This window comes from Gimesia chilikensis (assembly GCF_007744075.1).
Taxonomy (GTDB): domain Bacteria; phylum Planctomycetota; class Planctomycetia; order Planctomycetales; family Planctomycetaceae; genus Gimesia; species Gimesia chilikensis_A.
Window position 1 is genome coordinate 2,388,055 of the sequence record NZ_CP036266.1, and the last position, 20,300, is coordinate 2,408,354.

Annotated in this window: 14 protein-coding genes; 10 read left to right on the forward strand and 4 right to left on the reverse strand. The window is 55.1% G+C overall.

All coding sequences use genetic code 11. The annotated features are described in order from the left end of the window. Window positions 1-459: 459 nt before the first annotated feature. The 3 genes from HG66A1_RS09145 to HG66A1_RS09155 are packed head-to-tail and all read right to left on the reverse strand — an operon-like array spanning window position 460 to window position 2,947. A complete protein-coding gene (locus HG66A1_RS09145) occupies window positions 460-1,161 on the reverse strand; it encodes an endonuclease/exonuclease/phosphatase family protein (protein ID WP_145182418.1) in 702 nt (233 codons plus the stop codon). A 2-nt stretch (window positions 1,162-1,163) separates the two neighbouring features. After that, complete coding sequence (locus tag HG66A1_RS09150) at window positions 1,164-2,087, reverse strand: DUF5655 domain-containing protein (protein ID WP_145182421.1); 924 nt, start codon at window positions 2,085-2,087, stop codon at window positions 1,164-1,166. Next, on the reverse strand, window positions 2,084-2,947 hold the full coding sequence (locus tag HG66A1_RS09155) for a hypothetical protein (protein ID WP_145182423.1): 864 nt from the start codon (window positions 2,945-2,947) through the stop codon (window positions 2,084-2,086). The genes HG66A1_RS09150 and HG66A1_RS09155 overlap by 4 nt, the downstream gene beginning before the upstream one ends. A gap of 414 nt (window positions 2,948-3,361) precedes the next feature. Between HG66A1_RS09155 and HG66A1_RS09160 the strand changes: the two genes are divergently transcribed. The 8 genes from HG66A1_RS09160 to HG66A1_RS09195 all read left to right on the forward strand — a co-directional run bounded on the left by HG66A1_RS09160 (window position 3,362) and on the right by HG66A1_RS09195 (window position 16,902). Continuing rightward, window positions 3,362-6,904 carry a tetratricopeptide repeat protein gene (locus tag HG66A1_RS09160; RefSeq protein ID WP_197997059.1) on the forward strand — a complete coding sequence of 1,181 codons (3,543 nt, stop codon included), beginning with the start codon at window positions 3,362-3,364 and terminating at the stop codon, window positions 6,902-6,904. 283 nt (window positions 6,905-7,187) lie between these two features. Beyond that, window positions 7,188-8,228, forward strand: a complete 1,041-nt coding sequence (locus tag HG66A1_RS09165) for an AAA family ATPase (RefSeq protein ID WP_145038704.1) — start codon at window positions 7,188-7,190, stop codon at window positions 8,226-8,228. 58 nt (window positions 8,229-8,286) lie between these two features. Then, the gene (locus HG66A1_RS09170; protein WP_145182429.1) at window positions 8,287-9,147 is read left to right on the forward strand and encodes a DUF58 domain-containing protein; all 861 of its coding nucleotides are present in this window, start codon (window positions 8,287-8,289) and stop codon (window positions 9,145-9,147) included. After that, the gene (locus HG66A1_RS09175) at window positions 9,147-10,025 is read left to right on the forward strand and encodes a hypothetical protein (RefSeq protein WP_145182432.1); all 879 of its coding nucleotides are present in this window, start codon (window positions 9,147-9,149) and stop codon (window positions 10,023-10,025) included. Before HG66A1_RS09170 ends, HG66A1_RS09175 begins: the two co-directional genes overlap by 1 nt. Before the next feature lie 70 nt (window positions 10,026-10,095). Continuing rightward, the gene (locus tag HG66A1_RS09180) at window positions 10,096-11,016 is read left to right on the forward strand and encodes a vWA domain-containing protein (protein WP_145182435.1); all 921 of its coding nucleotides are present in this window, start codon (window positions 10,096-10,098) and stop codon (window positions 11,014-11,016) included. Further along, window positions 11,010-12,047 (forward strand): vWA domain-containing protein, encoded by a 1,038-nt coding sequence (locus HG66A1_RS09185; RefSeq protein ID WP_145182438.1) that lies wholly within the window; start codon window positions 11,010-11,012, stop codon window positions 12,045-12,047. Before HG66A1_RS09180 ends, HG66A1_RS09185 begins: the two co-directional genes overlap by 7 nt. A gap of 75 nt (window positions 12,048-12,122) precedes the next feature. Continuing rightward, window positions 12,123-12,854, forward strand: coding sequence for a hypothetical protein (locus HG66A1_RS09190; RefSeq protein WP_145182441.1), 732 nt, complete (start codon window positions 12,123-12,125; stop codon window positions 12,852-12,854). 91 nt (window positions 12,855-12,945) lie between these two features. Further along, window positions 12,946-16,902 (forward strand): hypothetical protein, encoded by a 3,957-nt coding sequence (locus HG66A1_RS09195; protein ID WP_145182445.1) that lies wholly within the window; start codon window positions 12,946-12,948, stop codon window positions 16,900-16,902. Between the two features lie 220 nt (window positions 16,903-17,122). Here the strand turns inward: HG66A1_RS09195 and HG66A1_RS09200 are convergent, their stop codons facing one another. Beyond that, window positions 17,123-17,866, reverse strand: coding sequence for an RraA family protein (locus tag HG66A1_RS09200; protein WP_145182448.1), 744 nt, complete (start codon window positions 17,864-17,866; stop codon window positions 17,123-17,125). A 113-nt stretch (window positions 17,867-17,979) separates the two neighbouring features. Between HG66A1_RS09200 and HG66A1_RS09205 the strand changes: the two genes are divergently transcribed. After that, window positions 17,980-18,681, forward strand: coding sequence for a FadR/GntR family transcriptional regulator (locus tag HG66A1_RS09205; protein WP_145182450.1), 702 nt, complete (start codon window positions 17,980-17,982; stop codon window positions 18,679-18,681). A gap of 31 nt (window positions 18,682-18,712) precedes the next feature. After that, window positions 18,713-20,278: a hypothetical protein gene (locus tag HG66A1_RS09210; protein ID WP_145182453.1), complete on the forward strand. Its 1,566-nt coding sequence runs from the start codon at window positions 18,713-18,715 to the stop codon at window positions 20,276-20,278. Window positions 20,279-20,300 lie beyond the last annotated feature (22 nt).

Here is a 20,300-nt window from a genome sequence, read left to right on the forward strand (position 1 = left end):
CCCCGGCCGTAATCACGGCCGTCATTTGAACCAGAGAAACCAGGCTATTCATAATTCACTCCCGCGTGTCAAAAACCATCAAACAAGTCTGCAGACAGTATCGCCCCGACAGGTAAAACCACGCTGAAGCAAATCTAAAATATCCTTCATCTAAAAAAATAAGCCCCCAGACTGATTCCCAAACGTAGGGGCAGCCCTATGTGGCTGCCCGCCGAACGAAATGACCCGTATAACTCCCCCCACATCTCAATCAGACAACGCCTGTGAGCGGCAAAGCGCCAGCAGCCGGTAACCAGGGGCGACACTGAATACAACACCAGTCACAATAGTTATCCCACCCACTTACAGCTGCAACCAATCGTTTCGTGCGTTTCGAGAATTTCGTGGTAGAAAACAAACTCCAGGCCGCCGCATTCTACCCAATGGCATCTCACCACCAACGTGAATATCGCGAACGACTCAATCCCGCGTGATCTCTGCATAGATCCCGTAATGGTCAGAAAGACTCATGCCTTCGGCGGTTTTCCTGTCGAGCACTTCAATATTCGTCACCTGCAGATCAGGTGTGGCCGCGAGATGGTCAATTAGATGCTTCTCCGCGGGACCCAGCGGGCCGGCCGTATGCACCTTCAGTCCCAGTGACAGCACTTCGTTTAATTTCTCATAAGCATACTTCGGCTGCCGTGCTTTCGGGATTCGTTGATTGAAATCGCCGGTAACGACGAGGGGCCCCTGGCTCAGCAGATCACTCAACAGCTCCTTTAGGGCGTCCAGGTAGAGCAGGTGGTCTTCCCAGGTCTTTCGGTCCTTACGTCCGCCTGAAACATGAGCGGCACTCCAGGGGATACAGATACCCACAAACCGGACTCCGCCGGTTACTCCGCTCACAATGCGTCCCGAGGGAAAACTCAGGTCGTCATGAATCGAAACTTCATCCCAGGGCTGGGCACTCCACAGCAGCACCTTCCGGCGGCCTTCTTTGATGGGATAACCATAATCAGGCCCCGATTCAATCAGATGGCCACTCTCAGGTAACAGCCCCACTTTGGCTTCAGTTAGACAGATCATATCTGGAGAGCGACTCTGAATCAATTCCTGCAGTCGTCTCCCCCGTTTTATATGAGGGATCGCCCATGCTGTATTCCAGATCACACACCGCATAGTTAACTCGCCTGATAACTCTCTTCGATCAGGGGCAACGCCCGTACCAAGTCTTCCTGAGAATGAAGTGTGATTTCCAAATTACCAGTTCCAAAATGGGCGATATCCCGGACATCGCGTGTGAATCCTTCTTCCAAGTCGACAGTATCTGGATTCACCTTAACAAAAACGAGAAGTGTATTGATTGTAGCACGTACATCTACACAAACGAAATTCTTGAGACGCTTAAATGCGATGTATCGTTTGGGTGTCTTTATCTGGACATCATCACCGAATCCCAGGCAGGTCTCTTTGAGAGTTTCGAAGACGTCACGGAGTTGAGGACTAGCCTGTTCAAGTTGTTCCACCACCGTTCTATCTTTGGATTTTGACTTTGATTTCTCATTGTCTACAGCACTTGTGTTCTCAGACGCAGATGATGCTTGGACTGCATTTAGTAACTCCAGCAGTAGAAGTTCTTCATCGAATCGAATGTATCGTAGCAGTTCAATATTTCGGTTCATCTGCTGTACGGCGTGTGAATCGTATTTATTGAAATCCCCGGCTATACAGAGCAGACGGGGGTTCGACCATTCTATGTTTTCCGCCATTTCCTGGCCGAACTGCTTGATCACCATCAGTTCGAATTCCGCCCGGTGATCCATCAGCCAGTCCAGGTAAAACAGCCCCTGGTTGATCACGTTTTCATTACTGGTCCGCTTGTATTCGATAATACATGGGCAGCCGTTCTCATCGATCCCCAGCGTGTCAATCCGCCCAGCGTGCGTTTTACCGGTGGAATATTCACTAGCCAGAAATTTTATTCCCAGCAGTGTCTCGAGATGATTTTCGATCAAGATCTGCAGCGATTTTTCCAACGCCACCGTCTTACCTTCCAGTTCGGTGACGGCATCGCCCTGCGTACGAAATAATTTAATATCACTCATGAGGCTGCCCAGTATTCTCCGGAAATCGCGGTCAGTTTTTTAAATACGTCTTTGTGCTGTTCGATCGTCTTTTTATCCGAAGTAAAACGCAGGCGTTTGGATTTGGAGATATACGTAATACTGATCGAGTCCAGCAGCTCCTTAGCTTCCTCCAGTAAATGATCGGGAATCCGGAACTCAAACAGACTCTTGCCGTCGCTCCGCTTATGCAGAAAGCAATAGCTGTTACTGTTTAACGTGATCGCGATATAGAACTTGGTATAGTTCAGTTCCGAATGCTCCAGGATCTCCTCGCTGACTTCCTGCAGCGCTTTCGCATTCTCAATCACCCACGAAGCCCGCTCCTTCCAGTAACTCAGATCGTATGACTTATTATCCGGAGCGGCACCGTCGTCGATCTCTTCGTAAGTATCCAACACCTTCGTGAAATGCAGAGAACGCACCCCGCACACCTCGATGATATTGGCCTGAATCGCAATGATCGGGATCGAATGGCTCAGCAGATGAATCACGTTGAAAAACCGACGCGTGATTGACTCCGCTACCAGCACCGCCGTATGCTGTCGCTGCGGCCAGCGTCGTTTTTCGTTATCCCAGTATTCGATCGTGCGGATGATATGCGATTCATCGGTATCCCCGAGCATGATTTCGACTTCATACATCGCATCATCCTCGGCGTTTTTCATCAACAGATCCAGCCGCCCGCCGCTCGACTGCCGACGTTCCTTGTCGATGGCATCCAACTCACCCAGACCGAGACAACTAGGGTTTTCATAGATCTGATCCTGCAGCCAGTATTCGTTATAGCCACACTCACGAATCGAAAGCTTGCTGGCAATCGGTAGCGGCGTCGGTTCCATTCAGGTTCTCCTAGAGATTGTCTTCTGACTTCACTTCGATTTTTCCAGGGCTGAATGTCCCTGTTTTACCTAACTTGTTTTCCTGCCATCATTTGGTACACTTAATGACTGTACACTCATCCTACTCGGACGACATTCAAAAGTCGATCATGAGAAACCATTGATTTGAAATTCGAACACTCCAGGAACCAGCCGGCACTGTCTGACTCAATCGCACCATCCAGACCTTTCGTGCTTTTCGCGTCTTTCGATGTAGAAAAAAACAAACGAGTCGACCTCAGCCGGATCTTATAAGATCTGCGGATGAAACTCTCTTGCTTAGTTCTTACTTGAATACTGCACTGACGTTCGCTATTTTTAGAAGTGTTACTCGGTGATCGCAATTCTTTTTCAATACATATGATGGATTCTGAGATGCCCTTTGCTTACTGCCTGGATCTTTTTCGTCCGTGTCTTGCCTGTGGTGGTGTTCGTGTACTGCTGGTCTGTCTGCTGATTGTGTCCGCATTGGGGACATCCCCGGTCGAGGCCAGCCAGAAACGCAGTGCTGCCGTGCAGCCGACGGTCTACCTGGATCTGCAGAAGCAGGATACGAACGTTCGCGTTCCTGGCGTTCTCATTCGCGAACTGTTTCGGCAGGCCTTTCTGATCGCCGCCCGCGAAGAGTTTGGCGCCCGCACACGCGATGCCTCTCTGGGCGAACCGCTTCCGGCTCTGAAAGACAAAGATGTGCCGGTCTTCAATATCCATGTCACCATCACTCGTCGTGGGCGGTATGTCGTTCAGGTCATGCAGCGGGACGGTGAAAAATTAAAGCAGATTGAAAAGCGGGATCTGAAACTGACCAATCGGAGTTCCGCCACCGAGGCCGTCCAGTTGGCAGAGGAGTACTCGCGTACCTGGTTTAAGGATCTGCTGCAGCAGGCCGGTTACGTCCCGCAGAAAAGGAAAGCCACCAAAGAGGCGATTCCCACCGAGCCGCTCCGTTTTATCAAGGTGGACGATCTGAACTTCCGGCAGCAGTACGGGCAACTGATCGATGCGCACGCCGCGATAGCGAAGCAGGGGGAGTCTCCCGCACTTTTGGCGCAACTGGCTCGAAGCTATGCTCTGTTTGGAACACTGACCGAACAGTACTGGAGCCTGATTCCCCTGGCGACCAAAGCCCGCGGACTGCTGTATGCAGAACGCCTGCAGCAGAAGCATCCCGACACCGCCTACGCCCTTTCCAATCGGGCCCTGGTGCGGGGGCTGCTGGGACTGGATCGGATGGCACTCAAGGACATCGAAACGATTGCGGGTCTGAAGTCACAAACGAATGTGCCCGCAGAATGGCTGCCGGTCGTCGAAGCCCACTGTCGGTACGACACCCGGAAACTGAAGGACCAGAAGCTGACTCCGGAAAATGAACTGCTGCGGGACTATCTCGCTCTGCTGCAGGTCACTTATTTCGGCACGCCTCAACAGCAGAACGATATCGCCGATGTGCTGCTGGCCCGGGACACCCGCTCGGTGCGGGCCTTTTATACCAGGCCCCGAACGCTCGACGACCGTCAGAGCCTGGTGATGATTCATGATGTGAACATCAGGCTGCTGCATTTTTGTCAGCCTCGTCTCAAAGGGAAAAATGTCCGCAAACTGCTTCCCGAATTCGCCGGCACCAGACTGCAGAACCTGGTTGAAAGCCGCGATGCCCTCGTGGCGGTGCTCAAGGACCGGGGAATGGATCCGGCTGAGAAAACCGAGCCTTCCTTTTCGATGCTGGCCAGCACGGTGCAGGATCTGACCATGCTGCAGGCCTGGGATTTGGTCAGTCGCAGACAGGAACTCAGGTCCGTGAATGCGGACCAGGAACTCAATCTGTTTTTGAAATCGCTGGACAAGCATCCCTTCAAGCCGTTCCTGCAGACCTTCGGCTGGCAGCAGGCGATCGCACTCGAGGCGTTTAACGAATTGGGCCAGGTCCCGGGAGAGTACTGGACCACGGCGACGCATCAGATTCTGGCCCGCGACCGCGAAATCGGTCTGCCCAACGAACCGCTGGAAACGGTCCGCGATACCACCTATATCCGTAACGGCAGTCATGTGATTTCCGAGCTGGCCTTCGTAATCGACTACGCAGTTCCCGAAGAGGAAAAGCCGCAATGGGTCCCTCACTTGACAGCCGTCAGTCCGGATTCCCCTTACACCATCATTCAGGAACTGACTTTTAACTGGAAGCAGAACGAGCCGCGCGTCCCCGAACTGCTCAAGAGATATGCCGATGTCGATCAACTGACCCATGCGATTGCCTACCAGTATTCACTGCGATTCGATTATCCCCGCGCGGAAACGATCTATCAGCAAGTCTTCAACCAGCGTCCGACTTACGAGAACATCTACCCCCTGATTAAAATCGCCCAGCTGCAGGGGAAAGACGAACAGGAACTGAGGCTGCGTAACGAAGCTCTGGCGCTGGTACAGAGCGTGATGGAACGCGCGGGAGTGGAGGCTGAGATCGCCCGCTATTACATTAAGAAGAAAGACTACAAAGAGGCTTTAAAGCATGCCAAAGTGGCTGCGAAAACGTACTCTGGCTGGGGCCTGAGACTTGAGGCGGAGTGCCATGAACTTCTGGGCGATCTGGACAGTGCCCTGGAACTGCGCAAACAGGAAGCGGTCCGTTATAACAATCAATTTGATTTCCATACCTGGTGCCGTTCGCGGGGACTCGAACCGCCCGCGGAAATACAGACGTTTCTCAAGCCTTATGTGGATTATTATTCCAAAGTGCCACTGTCCGATGACCGGTATCTTGTTTCTGATCAGCTGATGTACAAACAGCTTTCTGTGGTTGGCTGTTATCAGTATCTCGAAGGAAATCCGCAGGCAGCCATGAAAGTCTGGGACTACACTGCGGATGAGTACCATTTTGTAGCCGAAGCGTTTCCGGCAATCATGGCGGCACTGATTGCCGATGAACTGGGTATGACGAAAGAACGGGATGAGTATCTCTCGCAGGCGATTAACATCGAATTTCTCTCCCGGGGCAAGAAATATCATCTGCCGCAGCTCAATCAGATCCTGCTCTGCAAACGGATTCTCACCGGGAAAGATGCTCAGGCCCTCTCACCCGAGGTGATCGACTGGTATCTGCAGGAACCGGAAAGTCACCAGGCTCGCATTTTTTATCAGTATTTCGTCGGCAAGGCACTGCTGCAGAAAAAACAGAACAAACTGGCAATCCGCTATCTACAGCAGGCTGCCGAATCGGAAGAGATGACAGGCCTGCTGGCAGCAGCGGTGCTCCGTAAACTGAAACACAAACCGGAACCTGTCGAAACACAGGCTGCGGAGCAGAGTACAACAGACTTACATGAACTGTTAGATCAGGTTTACGCTTACGAATATCACAAACGTCGCGAACTGCAACTGGTGACGTTAAATCGGGCGGCAGAACTGTTTCCTGAATCCAGTCTCGTTTTCATCAGACGAGGCAAGCTGCAGGCGCTCCTGAAACAGCGGGATCGCGCCCGACAGGATTTTGATAAAGCCATCGAACTGACACCAGAGGTGCCGGAGGTTTGGATTAGCCGCGGTGAGTATCTTGAGTCCACAGGTCAGGATCAGGCTGCTGTCAAAGACTTCGAAGAGGTGGTACAACGCGATCCCCAGAACAGCTTCGCACCGCAGGCTGCCGCTAAACTGCTCGCCTCCAGCCCGGACGACAAGGTGCGTGACGGCAAACGGGCACTCGAATATGCACAGCAGGCAACCCGGCTCATCCCCGAACAGAAATCTCTAAACATGGCGCTGCTGGCAGCCGCGTATGCTGAACTAGGGCAGTTCGATAAAGCGAAAGAATATAATCAAAATGCGATCAAATACGAACAAAATTATCGCAGCAAAAAATCTTACCAGAGTCGACAGAAGCTCTATGATGCTGGGAAGCCCTATCGATTAAAGAAGCGTTCCTGAAAAACTGTTTTCAGAAGACCAGCAATCCGGAGTTAAATTCCCGGGAACTCTGCACTCCGCCGGCGCGTCAGGAAATTGCTGTGAAAGTTGTTGACAGTCGCTGAGGGGCACTTTTAAGATATACTGTGCCCCTGTTTATTTGTGGGCACTTTTGTCTAGATCGCCAGCGCCATTCGGTGACAGGCAGCATTTCGCCCTGCTGCCCGCGGTTTCTGCAACTGAGTTTCTACCTACTCTGCCCCAGACACAATCGATTTCCCGTCAGCATGGAACGATATCATCTATGAACAGCTCCGCTGCCAGCCAACATGAGGTTTCGGAAGAAGTCCTCAAGAATGCCCAGTTCATCCAAGCCGTCCGCGACCAGGTCGCCACGGTCGTCGTCGGTCAGGATGAGGTCGTCGAACGCCTGTTGATCTCGCTGTTTACCGGCGGTCATATTCTGCTCCAGGGGGTGCCGGGACTGGCGAAAACGCTGCTCGTGTCGGTTCTCTCCAAATCGATCGACCTCGATTTCTCCCGCATTCAGTTCACCATCGACCTGCTGCCCTCCGATATTCTGGGTTCGCAGATCCTCGATCAGAAAACCAACGAGTTCGTCACCCGCACCGGGCCGATCTTCACCAACCTGCTGCTGGCCGACGAAATCAACCGGGCCGCTCCCAAGGTGCAGGGGGCGCTGCTGGAAGCGATGCAGGAACGCAAAGTGACCATCGGCAACGAAACCTTCTCACTCCCCGCGCCGTTCCTGGTGATCGCCACGCAGAACCCGGTGGAGCAGGCCGGAACCTTTGAACTGCCCGAGGCCCAACTCGACCGCTTCATGCTTTGTCACCGCCTGGACTATCCCGATCCGAGTGAGGAACGCGAAGTCCTCAAACGCAACATGGCACTCGGCATTCGTCGCGAAGACCGCGGGGCTGTGGTGAATACCGAATTCGACGTGATGCAGCAACAGCCCGTCGGCACAGCCGATGACCTGGTCGCCTGCATGCAGGCCGTCAACGACATTCACGTCAGCGATACCTTCGTGGAACACGTGATCGAAGTCATCAACCGCACACGCAATCATCCCAACATCGAACTGGGCTGCAGCCCGCGTGCCGGCATCGCGCTGGTCAAGGCCTCCCGCGCCCGGGCTCTGATCCAGGGACGCAACTACGTGATTCCCGAAGATCTGTTCGTGCTGGCCGAAGATGTCATCCTGCACCGCATCCGGCTGAATTACGAAGCGCTCGCCGACGGACTCACCGGCAAAGGAGTGCTGCAGGATATGCTCCGCGACCTGGGGGCGACGCCATCCCTGGTCGGGCGGGAGGACTAATCGCCGCTGTCTCGAATCACGTTATCGAATACTCTCACAGATTTAAAACAGGTGCTGCATGGAAGGCTTACTGGAACAGATTGATCCGCTGGACGCGCGGCAGTTCTACATTGCCGTCAAGCGACTCGCGGACAGCCTGAGTTACGGGACCGACAAGTCGCCGTTTCTCGGTTCCGGGCTCGAGTTCTTTCAGTCGCGACCCTACCAGGAAGGGGACCCGATTAAAAGCATCGACTGGCGGGTTACCGCCCGCACCGGGAAGCTGTTTATTAAGGAATACGAGACGCCCAAGCGGCTCCCCTGTTATCTGCTCATCGACACCTCTGCTTCGATGATGATCAGCTCCACCGCGAAAAGTAAATACGGTCTGGCCCTGCACATCGCGGGCGGACTCGCCTTTGCCTGCCTGGAACGCGTCAGTCCCGTCGGCGTTCTCGGCGTCGGCGAAACCGATCTGCGGATTCATCCCAGCCTTTCCAAAGACCAGGTCATGCAGTGGCTGGTCCGCCTGAGACGTTTCCGCTACGACGAACAGACCACCATCGGTCAGCGGGTGGCCGAGTTCAGCCCCAGCCTCAAGAGCCGGGCGCTGATTATCGTCCTCTCCGACCTGCACGATCCCAAAGCGGTTCCCGCCCTCAAGCAACTCGCCCAACGGCACGACACCGTGGTGATCCAGTTTCGCGATCCGGCTGAGACCGGGCTGCGCGGAGCCGGACTGATGCGGGCCCGCGAAGCAGAGACCGGCAGCGACTTCGTCACACACGGACGCAAGGTCTGGCTCGACCAGGAGCAGATCGACTTCCAGCTGAAACGCAGCGGCATCGATCATCTGTTGATCGAAACGGACGAGCCGTTCGTCCCCCATTTAAGGCAGTTCTTTTCTTCCCGCGATATTCTCTCACGAGGGAGCCGTTAATGAGAGACCGGCAGGCATTTTATCGAACTCTGATTCTGCAGCCACTCGCGCTGGTCCTGCTGACCTGCGTCTACGGAGCCGCGCCGTCTCCCTCCGCCGCAGCAGAGGAGCCCTCCAGTGCGTCGGTCGGCATGTCGCAACGCATCGAGGACATCATCCTCCCCGGTTCCGAACTGCAGGTCAAACAGATCGCCGACGACGATCCGATCATCTTAAGGATTGTCAGCCTCCACCCGCACGGCCCGGACATGTTCCGCTATGAACTGGAATACTACGGCCTGAAACCCGGTGAATATAATCTGGCAGACTTCCTCGAACGCAAAGACAAGAGTGCATTGGGCGAACTGCCCGCGATCCCGGTGAGTATCAAGTCGATTCTCCCCGCCAGTCGCGTGGAACCCAACAGCCCCTCGGCCACGTCGATCCCCCGGATCGGCGGCTACCAGTTCTGGATGACCATCATCTTCCTGCTCTGGGCAGTGGGCGCCTTTCTGATTGTCTTCGTCAAACGTAAATCAGCCACCGAGAGCGACGAATCACAACAGCCGCCTCCGTCGCTATCAGATCGTCTGCAGCCCATGGTCGAAAAAGCGATCGCGGGGAAACTGACTCAGACACAGATGGCGGAACTGGAAATGATGCTGGTTGCGTTCTGGCGAAAACGACTGCATCTGGAGCAGACCGACGTCGCCGAGGTGACCCGGATTTTAAGACAGCACGAGGAAGCCGGTCCGCTGCTGCAACAGCTGGAAATTCTGCTGCATCGCCCCGACGCAGATCCGCAGTTGAACAGCCCGCAGATCGCGCAGATTCTGGAACCGTATCAAAATCTGCCCGCCGATGCCCTCGACGAGGAGCTGGCGTCACTCGCTACCTGAATACAGACTGAGTTGGAATTTACTGAAACCGAAATCAATACAACCAAAGGCAAACTGGTAAATCGACGTTATGAGTTTTTCACATCCCTGGGTACTCCTGTTCTTAATCGTGCCGATCGCGCTGCTGGTCTGGATCTGGCGGCGTGACGGGGGACACGTCGTGCTCCCCTTCGACCACGGAGTTCAGACGCGCGGACGTGCCTGGGGAACGCTGGTCAATCTCGCGCAGTCACTGCCCGCGTTGATCCTCGCGGTCGTCGTACTGATTCTCGCCGGTCCGCAACAACTGAGTGCTCCCAAAACCAGGCGGGTGCTGACCAACATCGAATTCTGCGTCGACGTCTCCGGCAGTATGACCGCCTCCTTCGGTGAAGGCACACGCTACGATGCCTCGATGGCGGCCATCAACAAGTTTCTCGATTACCGTGAAGGCGACGCCTTCGGCCTGACGTTCTTCGGCAACGAAGTCCTGCACTGGGTTCCCCTGACGACCGATGTCTCCGCGATCAAATGCGCGCCCCCGTTCATGGATCCCATGAGCCCCGGGCATCCGCACTGGCTGGGAGGCACCGAAATCGGTAAGGCCCTCCGCGCGTGCCGGGAAGTACTCATCTCGCGCGAGCAGGGGGACCGGATGATTGTCCTCGTCTCCGACGGCTACAGCTTCGATCTGGGCAACGGACAGGATGTGGAGATTGCCGAAAAACTCAAGGCGGATGGCATCGTGGTTTACGCGATTCACATCGCAGCCAGTGAAGTGCCCGGTCCGGTTGTGAACATCACCGGTCTCACGGGGGGCGAGGTCTTCGAGCCCGAAAGCCCGCAGGCACTGGAAACCGTGTTCAAGCACATCGACGATATGCAGGAGACGCGTCTGGAACGGACGGCGGCGGAATCGATGGACAACTTTTATCCCTACAGCCTGGCAGGTCTGATCCTGCTGGGGAGCAGCACACTTTCACTCTTTGGATTGAGGTTTACACCGTGGTAGCAGGACTGGCGGCAATTGTGATCCTGGTGGTAGCCACCGGTGCGGAAATGCTCCACGCCCGGCGCATCAGGCGGATTGCGCCCCTCGTCTTCGGTCCCTCCGCCCAACCCGCGGCCTGGGCCCGTATCGTGCCTGCACTCCGCGTGCTCTCACTGACCGGGCTCTGCTGGGGACTGATCACCCTGCTGCTGCTCCCTCCCAAAATTCATGCTGCCCAGGCCATTCCCGATAACGAAATGAAACACCTGCTGATCGTACTCGACGTCTCGCCCAGTATGCGGCTCGAAGACGCCGGTCAGAACAAGGATCAGTCCCGCATGCAACGCGCCGCGCGGTTGATGGAATCCTTTTTCGAACGGGCCAATATGAACCGCTACCAGACCAGCGTGATCGCCGTCTATAACGCGGCCAAGCGGGTCGTGGAAGATACCCGCGACCTGGAAGTGATTCACAATATCTTCAATGATCTCCCCATGCACCACGCGTTTGTCTCCGGCGAAACCGATCTGTTCTCGGGACTGGAAGAAGCCGCAGAGCTGGCGAAACCCTGGAATCCACGCAGCACCACGCTTCTGCTCATCAGTGACGGCGATACCGTGCCCGGCGTCTGCATGCCCAAAATGCCCGTCTCGGTCGCCAATGCGGTGGTGATCGGCGTGGGAGATTCCGTCAAAGGCTCCTTCATCAATGGACACCATTCCCGCCAGGATGTCTCTACGCTGCGACAGCTGGCCATTCGTCTGAACGGCACTTATCACAACGGCAACGAAAAACATCTCAGTACCGACCTGATCGATCAACTGGCGGTAGGCGGTGAAGAGAACCCCTTTGAGAAACTGACCCGCCGCGAATACGCCCTGGCGATCTGTGGTCTCTCGGCCTTGATCTACGCCCTGATTCCCTGGCTGCTCCATTACTGGGGCACCGGCTGGAAACCGGGAGTCTTCACCAGTCGCAAAGAACGGGCACGGGCCCGGCGGGAAGCGGAACGAAAACAGAAGTCAACACATCTGCATCCGACGGTTTCATGACCGACGGATAACGGAATACAGGAAACCAGTTTTGTCACTTGTGCAATGGAAACTGATTGCAGGAAGGAAAGTCCAATGAGAATTATGCTGCTACTTTGCTGGGGGCTGGTCCCGCTCTTTCTGGGCGCCTATCATTACGGACCAGGACAGGCACAGCTGAAGCTCGATGATGTGGACCGGAGAGTCAAAGTCGCTCAGACCGCCGAAGAGCACGGCAACTGGAGTCGGGCCGTCGCGCTCTACAACGAAGCTCTGCCGCTGGTTCCTGCAGAGAATGTGAAGGAATCACGCAAAATCCGTCTCGCACGCGACAAAGCGATGATGTTCTCCGGAGAACTACCCGAAGCCTACCTCGATCTGCAGGCCCTTCTGGGAGAACTTCAGTCCGATGAGAAACCCGATGCGGAACTGTTGAAAGAAACACGCTCCGCGATGGCCAATGCGGAATATTACGTCACCTGGACGCTGCGACTCGAAGGGGTTGGCAAAGATGGCTGGGAACCCATCATCGAGTCATCGCGTCAGAACTATCGTCTGCTCGCAGAAAACGCAGAGAAAACCGGCGACAAAGGTGACCTCAAAGAACAGCAGGAGAATCTCGAAGCTGTCATCCGGCTCGCGAATCTTGATCTGACCGATCTGCAGGGCATGCCGATTCCCAGGCAGTGCAAGTGCAAAGGCTGCTGTAACGGCGTCTGTAACGGCAAGAAGCCGGGGAAGAAGCCAGGAAAAGGCAAGGGAAAGAAAAAGGAAAAGGACCATCGTGGCGCCAGTGCCGGACCACCGCCGGATAAAAGTGGTTCGTAATGTCTGACGGAGAAGGGGGGATTCGTCGGTGAATCCCCCGGACGACTGCTGAAACGTAATTGATTCTAAATTCAAGTAAAGGTGACTTCCGATGCAGCGACTGCAACTCGCTCTTTCGATCACAATCGCGACTCTGCTCTGTGCAGCTGACGACCACTCCAGCCTGGCGCAATCTAGCGCGCGAACTTCGTCGGGACAGGTTTCAAAACTTTTAGCGGTCCCGGTCCAGGCACCCGTCCCAGTGTCGGGCAGTCTCACGGTCACGACCGCACCTGCCAGTGTGCAGACCAGTTCCGCAGCCGCAACACAGAGTGCCTCGTCCTCCAGCACGGACGCCCAGCAGAAAGCCTACGAACAGAAACGGCTGGCCGCGATCAAAAAACTGAAGTTCGATCGACGTCCTTCTGCTCGCATCCAGGCCTGGGCTGCACCGGAAAAAACAGACAAACAGCAGCCGGAAGAGAAACAGCAGCCGACCGAACAGCCCCTCGTCGCACAGAAACCGCTGACTCCCGAGCAGCAGGCTGCCGCCGATAAAAAGGCACAGCAGGCGAAACTGGATGCCGAACTGAAAGCCTTCGAAAAACAACTCGCAACGTTGCAAAGCGATGTCACTAAAGGGAACTGGAAGGCCGTCAAAACGTTTTTCAAGACCCTGCCACAGGATGAGTATCAAGCCCTCTACCTGCAGTTGCTGACTTCTCTGCAGAATCCGGAACGTCCCTCGGGAACCCGTTATCCCCAGTTCGCCGAGAAAAATGTGATCTCCATCGACGACTTCTTCCAGCTCGCAGCGCTCCTGCCCGAAGATGCCACGGAAAAGATCGATGCGAAAAATCTGCCTTCAGGCTCGGTCAGTTCCGCACAGCTTCAGCAGATGATTCAACAGAATCCGCAGCTCGCGGCACAGCTTCAGCAGAAAATGAATCAGAAAAACACGTACTTCGGTCAGCTGACAGGCATCTTCCGCATCTCGCTGGGGAACGGGTACGCGATTCAGGAGTATCTCAAAGCGTTTAACGAACAGTTGCAGAATAAAGAGCCCGTTCTGAGCAAACGCCAGGTCGCACAGTTACTGGCCGATTCCGGACAGGCGCAATATATGGCCGAGTACTTGCCTGCATTGGCAGATGCGATCAAAGAAGATGACCGCGAAGCCTTAAACCTGTTGTCGCGTTATTATCTGGCGCTCCCCTCCCACGAGAAAAAGAACGAACATCTGGAGAAAGCCTGGGAGGCCCTGCAGGCGGTGCTGGCGGTCGGCGAAATTTCCACCGAAGAAAAAGAAGAAGCCCTCAAGCGGGCCGTCGAACTCACACCCCGTATCAAGGATGAACTGGGGCAGGCCTGGCTCAAGGAAAGTTTCAGCAAGCGTCCCGAACGGGGGAAGGAAATTCTCTCCACCATCGGCTCCGCGGTGGCTACGGGGATGTCGACCCAGATCAGTAACAGTTCCTTCCGTCAGCGGAGTCTGGAACTGCAGAAAATCGCCGTCGAAGCGCTGCTGACTGCGGCTCCCGAACAGGCGCAGGAATGGCAGTCGACACTGCAAATGCTGGCGACCAACTGGCTGCGGGAAGCAGAAATTTCACAGACCTATGACTACTCTACCCGTCGCGGACGCACCATGCAGCGCGATTATTACGGCAACTTCTACTACACCGAAAGCAGTATGATGCAGCCGCAGATGGCGCGGCAGAACCGCATCCAGGCCATCTCGACCGGCAAAATCCTGGAGATGATTCCGGACGAAAAATGGATGAAGCTCGTCGATCCGCCTCTGCACCAGGATTTCATGACCACCATCGCCCGGCTCTATCTCAAAGTCGAAGAGGAAGACGAAGCCTTCCCGTACATTGAGAAGCTGGCTCCCCTCGATCCGCGGGAAGCGAAATCTCTGGCCGAACAGTTCCTGCAGGTCTGGACGAAAAATCACAATCCGAATTCCGAGCAGCAGCGGACCAATATCTATATGTTCGCCTGGGGCTTCAATCAGCGGGCCCAGGGAATTCCGCTCACCCGTTCCAAGCAGGTTCGTAACCTCGAAGAACTCGCTAACTGGATCAAGCGAATCAACGATCTTCCTATTGAGCCGATCAACGAAAGATTGATCACACAGGCTTTTACCCAGGTGCACAGTGCCGCCGAGGTATACCAGCTGGATGCGATCGAAAAAATCTACGGCACCGTCGATGGCCTGAATCCCGAAACCCTGGCTTCTCTGATTGAGACCATGCGGACGAACCTCGCTAAGGTCTGGCGGATGCCCGCGACTCAGAAGGCGGCCAAAACCAATCGCAAACAGAAAGACATCGAACGCGAAGTCATCAAAGGCTACGCGACGGCCCAGCAGGTGCTGGAGAAAGCGATTCAGAAATATCCGAAGTCCTGGGCGGTGCAACTCGCGAAAGCAGCCCTCGATCATGATGCCAACGAGTTCCGGCAGGAGCTCAACCGCACGACCGAATTCTCCGAGCGCCGTCAGCATTCACTGGATGGATTTCAGAAGGCGGCCGAACTCTACGCCGCTGAGGTCGAATCGCTCGAAGAGGACAAGCAGGAGTCGACCGTCTACGAGACCTGGTTCTACGCCAGCCTTGGGGCTCCCGATTTAGGCAAGATCTCGGATACCACCGTCTCAGATCCCACACAGTATCCCCTCATCCGCAAGGCGATTGAAGAACTGCCCGGCGAACTCGCCAAACGACATATGGACAAGTTTGCCAACTCCCTGTTCGTCCGGCTGAGTGCCCTCAATCCGGGAGTCAAATTCCGTTACCTGAAAGCGGGCTTTGAAATCGTGGGCGACCATGAACAGGCGCGGGAAGCGAAAAAAGTTTACGACTACTACAAAGACCTCGTGACCGAAATCAAACTGGAAACTGAAATCGACGGTTCGGATGTCGTCGGTCATGGCGAGCCGTTCGGCCTGTTCGTCAATCTGCGACACACGAAGGAGATTGAACGCGAATCGGGCGGGTTCTCCAAGTACCTGCAGAATCAGAAGCAGGGGAACTACTTCTATTACAACTACGGTCGTCCGCTGGAAAACTACCGTGAGAAGTTCGAGGAATCGGCCCGTCTGGCGCTGGAAGAACATTTCGAAATCCGTTCGATTACTTTCCAGAGCGAAGATGTGAACTCCCGCGCCGCCGAAACCTACGGCTGGCGGGTTACTCCCTACGCTTACCTGTTATTGAAGCCTAAGGGGCCTGAGGTCGACAAGATCCCCAGCCTTACACTCGACATGGATTTCATGGACACTTCCGGCTACGCCGTGATTCCCGTGGAATCGGCGCCGCTGCCTATTGATGCTTCGCCAGAGCAGGGCGATCCGCGTCCCTATGAAAAAGTGACCATCACCCAGACTCTCGATGAACGCGAATCAAAAGAGGGCAAACTCAAGCTGGAAATTCGTGCCACCGGGATCGGCCTGATGCCCGACCTGGATCAACTGGTCGATCTGAAACCCAAAGAATTCAACATCACCTCGATTGAAAACGAAGGCGTTTCGGTCTCACAGTTTGATAAGACAGCCCCCGGAAATGCCATCGATTCCGAACGGATCTGGATGGTCTCCATGGAGGCCCGTCCCGATCTCACCAAACATCCGGAAGCATTTACGTTCGGCTTACCGAAAGACGAGGCCCACGAAGTCACCTACCAGCGGTTCGACGATGCCGACCTTGTCTCCGTTGATCCGGAGATCATGCTCCAACAGGAGTACGGCACTCCCGAACAGTCCTGGGTGATGCCCATCCTCGGCGGGATTGCATTGCTGTTGCTGCTCGGAATCGGTTTTAAGCTGGTGACGCGGGAAACACAGTCCGTCAGCACGGCCCGTTACCAGATGCCTGAGCACGTCACTCCCTTTACTGTTCTAGGTCTGCTCAAGGACATCGAACGTAACAACGGACTCAGCCCCGCAGGCAAAGCCGAGCTCGACACGTCCATTTCTCGTCTGGAACACTACTACTTCGAAGCCCCCACGGGAGAAGAGCCCGACCTCACCGAGGAAGCCCGTCGCTGGGTCAACCGGACGAACTGAGACCGGCCAGGAAGAGTATATTTAATAGAGTTCGGTGTGATCGTAAGGTCGACAGCGTCAACTCTATAATGATTCATTGTAGCCGATGGTATGCTGTTACCCTTGTGATCAGGACTTCAACAACAGAGAAGCCAAATTAGCCGTAGGGCATTAGCCCCGGTTGAAACGACTTTGGTATAGACCATCCAGATTCTCAAACACTAACTGGTACTAGAGACGATCAGGAATCCGCCTCTGACGGTGCGATCATCGTTTTCAGTTCGCGCTTCAGTTCCGCCAGGCGGGCCAGCATCTCGCGGATCGTCTCCTGGTGATGTTCCAGGTTGGCCCGTCCCTCGCGAAGTGGATCTAAAACGATCGCTTCGTACTTGAGATACTCGGCACAGGCGTAAGGCACTGCCGCTGCGATTTCTCGCGGGATCGTTACAACACCATTACAGTCGCCGTGCAGCAGATCACCGGGCTGGATGGTCAAGCCGCCGACCTCCACGGGAATACCGGTCTCTTCGAAGTGACAGTAACCGTGTCCACACATGATCCCGTGACTGAAACAGGGGAAGTCGAGTAGTCTGACATTATCGATATCCCGGGCGGCTCCCGACGTGATCAGACCGACGGCTCCAAAGGTTTTGTACGTCAGGCACATTCCGTCACCGAACGTGGCTCCCGCGGGGGGATCGTCCAGATCCTGGAAGACAACAACCGCCGGTCCAGGCAGTTCTGCGAACGAACTGATCAGCCGCGCAGACACGCCGGGATCGATGTCCGCTGCAGGCGGCGCGGAAGAGCGAAAGGTCGCAGTCGCCGCATAACCGACCATGGGAGGCAACTCCGGAAAGCAGGCTGCGATCTCCCGTTGCATGTAACCCGCGGTCCGCGGTCGCACCTCAAACAGCTCAATCGCGTTGCAGATCGTCGGCGTATCAAACTGCTGTAACTCAGTCAGGTCAGGTAATGCAGACATCAGAGATTTCCCAAATAAGGTTTGACATCAGGAATTGAATAGATACTATTTAATCAGAAAAAGACACGGTGTAAATCAATAATGTGACCAAATATGTTTAATAAGTAGTATCTATGGCCGCCGAAACCAGTATTCAGTTGACCCAGTCTGACGAGCTTGCCGAGCGGATTCGGGCCCGTATTCAGGACGAACGGCTCACCGACGGGGCTTTTTTCATGACCGAAGCGGACCTCGCGGAAGAGTATGACGTTTCGCGAACCGTTGCCCGGGAAGCCGTCAGTCGACTGGTGGCCATCGGTCTGCTCGAAGCCCGCAAACGGCTGGGGCTGATTGTCCGGCGTCCCGATCCGCTCCGTCTGCTGCAACTGGGGCTCCCCTCCTTATTCGACTCCGACCAGGATATCGCCGAACTGTCGATGCTGCGTTACGTGGTGGAAATGGGGGCCGTCGACCTGGCCATCCGCAACGGCAGCGACGAACAGTGCCAGCTGCTTTGTGAACTGGCTCAGGAAATGGAAACCGCCATTCGCAGTCACCGGCCCGAGAAGATTTCCGAACTGGATATCGCCTTTCACTCACTGCTGCTGCAGATGACATCGTCCACATTGATCGCCGGCATGCAGCGGGTGCTGGTCAACTTCTTCGATACGGCCTATCAGGATTACCAGTCCGACGCGGCGACCGGCGAACGGATGATCTGGGAGCACCAGGAACTCGCCGCCGCCATCCGTGATCGTGATTCGAACCGGGCCCGCACCATGATGCAGATGCAGTCCCGCTTCTGGCTGGATCAGAAACCAACAGACTCAAAATAAATCATCCGCGCTCAAATCAGGAAGCAGCCTTATGCAGGGGAAGTCAGACAACGCTCAAACACAGCCGTCAATCGGCACGCATCATGTCAGTCCTGAGAGCAGGGCAGGGACATGGTGTTATGCACTGTTCATGCTCTTGCTGTTTACAGGCACCAGTCTGGCCCGCGACATTCACGTTGACCCGGATAACGGAAATGATGCTGCCCAGGAAGGGCCGCTCAAAACAATCCGCCAGGCGATCCGCAACGCACAACCGGGCGACACGATTCATCTGCAGCCCAAAGTCTATCACGAATACGCCGGCTTTTACGGCAAGCGCGGAGAACCGGGCAAACCGATCACACTCGACGGGCACGGCGCCACGCTGGAAGGTTCCGACCCGCTCGACATTACTCAATGGAACGAAGTCAAACCTGACCTCTATCGTAGTGAGCAACTCCTGCCTGCGGTCAGTGATGCCATCCTGCAACGCTGGTTTTTCGTCTGGAACGGCAAGATGGTTCACATGGGCCGGACCTCCAAAGGACCCAGTCAGGAACTCAAACAGCCGGAGGAACTCAAAGCGGGAGAATGGACGTTTGTGAAAGCAGGGCCCGCCGATGAAAAGTCATCCCAGATCAAGGGGGCCTTTTATTTGAAAGTCTCTCCTGGTGCCCAGCTCAGCGAACAGCAGATAAGCGTTCCCGTCCGTTCCGCGGGAGTACAGTTTGGCGGTTCGAAAGACAACTACAATGCGCACCTGGTAATTCGCAACCTGACCTGCACGCATCCCTATAACGATGGTTTCAATATCCACGGACATTGTGAAGACGTACTGTTCGAAAATATCCAGGCCATCGAATGCGGCGATGACGGCATCAGTGCTCACGAGACGGCCGAGTACAAAGTCGATGGCTTTGTTTCGATCGGAAATTCGACCGGCATCTGTGACACGGGAGCCAGTCGGACCAGTTACAATCGGGTCTATATTCGCGACTGTCTCGGTTTTGATCTCTTTTTTCTCGATACGGGACGCTACGAATTGACCAACGCGGTCGTGCTTTCTTCCGCTGTCCGCACGCTGATGCTCACCGGTCGTGCGGAAGAGACTGAACCCTGCACGCTCACGATGAAGAATGTCTTTATCCGGCGGGTCAGGGGAAAGAACGAAGTCCGTGTCTCCCGCAATTCGATTCTGGATGCCAGTCATGTCACGCTGATGGGACTCAACTTTCAGGCGACCGGCGGCGAAGTCCGTCTGTTCGATTCCCTGATTGCCGGCGCGACGGCTCGACAGATCGAGGAAGCGGAGTACGAATATCTGAATGTCTCCCGTTCTGCCGATCCCCTGACAACAGAGATGTCGATCTGGAAAGACGTCAAATGGACGGGCGACCGCAACCGCTATCAATTGCAGAGTCTGCGCCTGGATCGTACCTTTTTCGCTCCCCAGGACTTCGCCACATTCCAGCAGCAGATCGGCCAGGAACAGGAGTCCCAGTGGTTGTCCGACGTCTCCCGCGTTACCGGCTGTGGTGCCGACCTGTCGAAACTGAAACAGACCGTGATCCCCGAACGTGAACTGAAATCTCCGCGAATCCAGTCACTCCTCCCCTGATGAATGTCCTTGAACACGAAAG

Coding starts and splice junctions, on each gene's coding strand:
- HG66A1_RS09180 (WP_145182435.1), top strand. CDS start 10,096: ATGAGTTTTTCACATCCCTGGGTACTCCTGTTCTTAATCGTGCCGATC.
- HG66A1_RS09160 (WP_197997059.1), top strand. CDS start 3,362: ATGCCCTTTGCTTACTGCCTGGATCTTTTTCGTCCGTGTCTTGCCTGT.
- HG66A1_RS09200 (WP_145182448.1), bottom strand. CDS start 17,866: ATGTCTGCATTACCTGACCTGACTGAGTTACAGCAGTTTGATACGCCG.
- HG66A1_RS09195 (WP_145182445.1), top strand. CDS start 12,946: ATGCAGCGACTGCAACTCGCTCTTTCGATCACAATCGCGACTCTGCTC.
- HG66A1_RS09150 (WP_145182421.1), bottom strand. CDS start 2,087: ATGAGTGATATTAAATTATTTCGTACGCAGGGCGATGCCGTCACCGAA.
- HG66A1_RS09155 (WP_145182423.1), bottom strand. CDS start 2,947: ATGGAACCGACGCCGCTACCGATTGCCAGCAAGCTTTCGATTCGTGAG.
- HG66A1_RS09170 (WP_145182429.1), top strand. CDS start 8,287: ATGGAAGGCTTACTGGAACAGATTGATCCGCTGGACGCGCGGCAGTTC.
- HG66A1_RS09165 (WP_145038704.1), top strand. CDS start 7,188: ATGAACAGCTCCGCTGCCAGCCAACATGAGGTTTCGGAAGAAGTCCTC.
- HG66A1_RS09210 (WP_145182453.1), top strand. CDS start 18,713: ATGCAGGGGAAGTCAGACAACGCTCAAACACAGCCGTCAATCGGCACG.
- HG66A1_RS09175 (WP_145182432.1), top strand. CDS start 9,147: ATGAGAGACCGGCAGGCATTTTATCGAACTCTGATTCTGCAGCCACTC.
- HG66A1_RS09145 (WP_145182418.1), bottom strand. CDS start 1,161: ATGCGGTGTGTGATCTGGAATACAGCATGGGCGATCCCTCATATAAAA.
- HG66A1_RS09205 (WP_145182450.1), top strand. CDS start 17,980: ATGGCCGCCGAAACCAGTATTCAGTTGACCCAGTCTGACGAGCTTGCC.
- HG66A1_RS09190 (WP_145182441.1), top strand. CDS start 12,123: ATGAGAATTATGCTGCTACTTTGCTGGGGGCTGGTCCCGCTCTTTCTG.